The organism is Streptomyces sp. NTH33, from assembly GCF_003236365.1.
Classification (GTDB): domain Bacteria; phylum Actinomycetota; class Actinomycetes; order Streptomycetales; family Streptomycetaceae; genus Streptomyces.
Map to the genome: position 1 here is coordinate 1 of NZ_POTZ01000656.1, position 2,926 is coordinate 2,926.

At 73.6% G+C, this 2,926-nt stretch carries 2 protein-coding genes and 1 pseudogene; 1 reads left to right on the forward strand and 2 read right to left on the reverse strand.

Going from position 1 to position 2,926, the window contains the following annotated elements; genetic code table 11:
• Positions 1 to 451: 451 nt before the first annotated feature.
• Complete coding sequence (locus C1I97_RS34495) at positions 452 to 1,126, reverse strand: DUF3000 domain-containing protein (RefSeq protein ID WP_111006921.1); 675 nt, start codon at positions 1,124 to 1,126, stop codon at positions 452 to 454.
• A gap of 124 nt (positions 1,127 to 1,250) precedes the next feature.
• Here C1I97_RS34495 and hemE point away from each other — a divergent pair, with 124 nt between their 5' ends.
• On the forward strand, positions 1,251 to 2,321 hold the full coding sequence (gene hemE, locus C1I97_RS34500) for a uroporphyrinogen decarboxylase (protein ID WP_111006922.1): 1,071 nt from the start codon (positions 1,251 to 1,253) through the stop codon (positions 2,319 to 2,321).
• Positions 2,322 to 2,413: 92 nt separating this feature from the next.
• On the opposite strand, the pseudogene C1I97_RS34505 reads toward hemE, so the two are convergent.
• Positions 2,414 to 2,584 (reverse strand): annotated as a pseudogene (locus C1I97_RS34505) (endo alpha-1,4 polygalactosaminidase); the annotation flags it as partial.
• Between the last annotated feature and the right edge of the window lie 342 nt (positions 2,585 to 2,926).

Sequence of the window (2,926 nt, forward strand, 5' to 3'; positions counted from 1 at the left end):
ACCGGGTTTGGTGCCGAAGACGACTGTGACCTTGCAAGCACGGGTCGTCCCGGCTTGTGGGGATCAAGCCGGGACGAACCGTGCTTGCAAGGTCACAGTCGTCTTCGGCACCAAACCCGGTGTCCTTTAGAGAATGATCACGATCTGGTGACTATCAATACGGGCAATTCGGACGCGCTGGCGATCGTCCGAAGGTCGAATCGGTTCGCTTTGGGCTGTTCAGGGTCGGTACGTGCTCGAAAGTGGCCGTATCGACAAAGACACGGCAAGGGGTCGGTGGGACACCCGGACAGGTGTACGTGCGCGTGCGCGACCGGCCGCAGTGTGCTCGCGGGCCGCGCCGCGACCGGCCGCAGTGTGCTCGCGGGCCGCGCCGCGACCGGCCGCAGTGGGACCGCCGGCCGCGCCGCGACCGGCCGCAGTGGGACCGCCGGCCGCGCCGCGACCGGCCTCAGTGCGACTGCGGGCCGCGCCGCTGCGGCAGCGTCACCACCGACGCGTCGCCCGGCCCGGCCGGCGGCAGCCCGGCCACCTGCGCCAGCAGATCGCACCAGGAGGCGAGGTGGGCGGCGGTGTCCGGCACCCCGCCCAGACCCTCCCGGGGCGACCAGGAGGCGCGGATCTCGATCTGCGAGGCGGCGGGACGCGCCGACAGCCCGCCGAAGTAGTGCGAACTCGCCCGCGTGACGGTGCCGCTCGGCTCGCCGTACGCCAGCCCGCGCGCCTGCAGCGCCCCGGTCAGCCAGGACCAGCACACGTCCGGCAGCAGCGGGTCGGCGGCCATCTCCGGCTCCAGCTCCGCGCGCACCAGCGTCACCAGCCGGAACGTGCCCTGCCAGGCGTCGTGCCCGGCCGGGTCGTGCAGCAGCACCAGCCGGCCGTCGGCGAGCTCCTGCTCGCCGTCGACGACCGCGGCCTCCAGCGCGTACGCGAACGGGGCGAGCCGCTGCGGCGGGGGCACCTGCTCGACCTCCACCTGCGGTCGCAGCCGCGCGGTTTTCAGCGCGTCGACCGCGGCCCGGAAGGGCAACGGGGCCTGATTCGCCCTGCTCGCACTCTCGTGCCCCTCCTTCGCGTCGTCCATTCCGCCAGCGCCGTCCGACAGTCGTCCCTGAGCCGCAGCCATGCGGGGAAGATTAAGGGGAACCGGGCCTTCGCGCAGTGCATGACACCCCGCCGTCCGCGGCGGTGCCGCCCGGGGGCCGCATACCGGGGCCTTCGTCCTGTTGGGGGCATGCGAGACTGGCCTCGTGAGTGCCAACGACACGCCCGCAAGCCGGCAGCCGCAGACAGCCACCTACGACTCCGCCTTCCTCAAGGCGTGCAGGCGCGAACCCGTGCCGCATACCCCCGTGTGGTTCATGCGGCAGGCCGGGCGCTCCCTGCCGGAGTACCGCAAGGTGCGCGAGGGCATCCCGATGCTCGAGTCCTGCATGCGCCCCGAGCTGGTCACCGAGATCACCCTGCAGCCGGTCCGCCGCCACAACGTCGACGCGGCGATCTACTTCAGCGACATCGTCGTGCCCCTGAAGGCCATCGGCATCGACCTCGACATCAAGCCCGGCATCGGCCCGGTCGTCGAGCAGCCGGTGCGCACCCGCGCGGACCTCGAGCGGCTGCGGGACCTGACCCCCGAGGACGTCTCCTACGTCACCGAGGCGATCGGCATGCTCGTCGGCGAGCTCGGCCCGACCCCGCTGATCGGCTTCGCCGGCGCGCCGTTCACCCTGGCGAGCTACCTCATCGAGGGCGGCCCGTCGCGGACGTACGAGAACGCCAAGGCGATGATGTACGGCGACCCCGAGCTGTGGGCCGACCTGCTGGACCGCCTCGGCGAGATCACGGCCGCCTTCCTGAAGGTGCAGATCGAGGCGGGCGCGAGCGCCGTGCAGCTCTTCGACTCCTGGGCCGGTGCGCTGTCCCCCGCCGACTACCGCCGCTCGGTGCTGCCCGCCTCCGCGAAGGTCCTGCAGGCCGTCGCCGGCTACGGCGTCCCGCGCATCCACTTCGGCGTCGGCACCGGCGAGCTGCTCGGCCTGATGGGCGAGGCGGGCGCGGACGTCGTCGGCGTCGACTGGCGCGTCCCGCTCGACGAGGCCGCCCGCCGCGTCGGCCCCGGCAAGGCGCTCCAGGGCAACCTGGACCCGACCACGCTCTTCGCCCCCCGGCAGGCCATGGAGGCCAAGGCCCGCGAGGTGCTGGACACGGCCGCCGGCCTGGAGGGCCACATCTTCAACCTCGGCCACGGCGTCATGCCGAACACCGACGCGGATGCGCTCACCCACCTCGTCGAGTACGTCCACACGCAGACGGCCCGCTGAGCCACCCGCTCAGCAGGCCTCGTGCCACACCCCCGGTTCCGGCTTCTTCCGCATCGACGACAGCCCCAGCCTGCGCGCCTGCGGTGGGAGCAGCCCTCCACCAGGTCGGGCTCGACCGCGTCGAAGCCCTTGTCCCGGCACATGGCGAACCGCCGCTCCATGATCGGGCGCAGCACGGAGAGGCGGCGGATGCCGAGCCGGCGCTCGCCGTGCCACCCGTTGGGCGCGCCGAGCACCGAGCGGGGGAAGGCGGCCTTCAGCGGAACCAGCAGGCTCACGGGCCGGCCCCGCCTCCCGGGGCGCGGGGGCCCGGCTCCGTGGCCGCCCGCAGTGCGGCCGGCGATTCGTCGGGGGTGCGGGACGGCCGCCAGTCCAGGACGTGAGCGGCGGCGGTGATGTCGAAGCACTGCCAGGACACCCGCGCCGAGCGGGCCGGCACAGGCGGACCCGTCCGGGCTGCCGGGGGAAGTGCCGTCGGCGACGCTCACGGCGCGGGGCCGGCCAGGGGACGAATCCGGTCACGGCGGACCGTGCCGCGGTACGGCGGAACGCCTCCGCGCGGGCGGGGAGGGCTCCCCGGAACCGGGGCGGCTCGTGCGATGCGG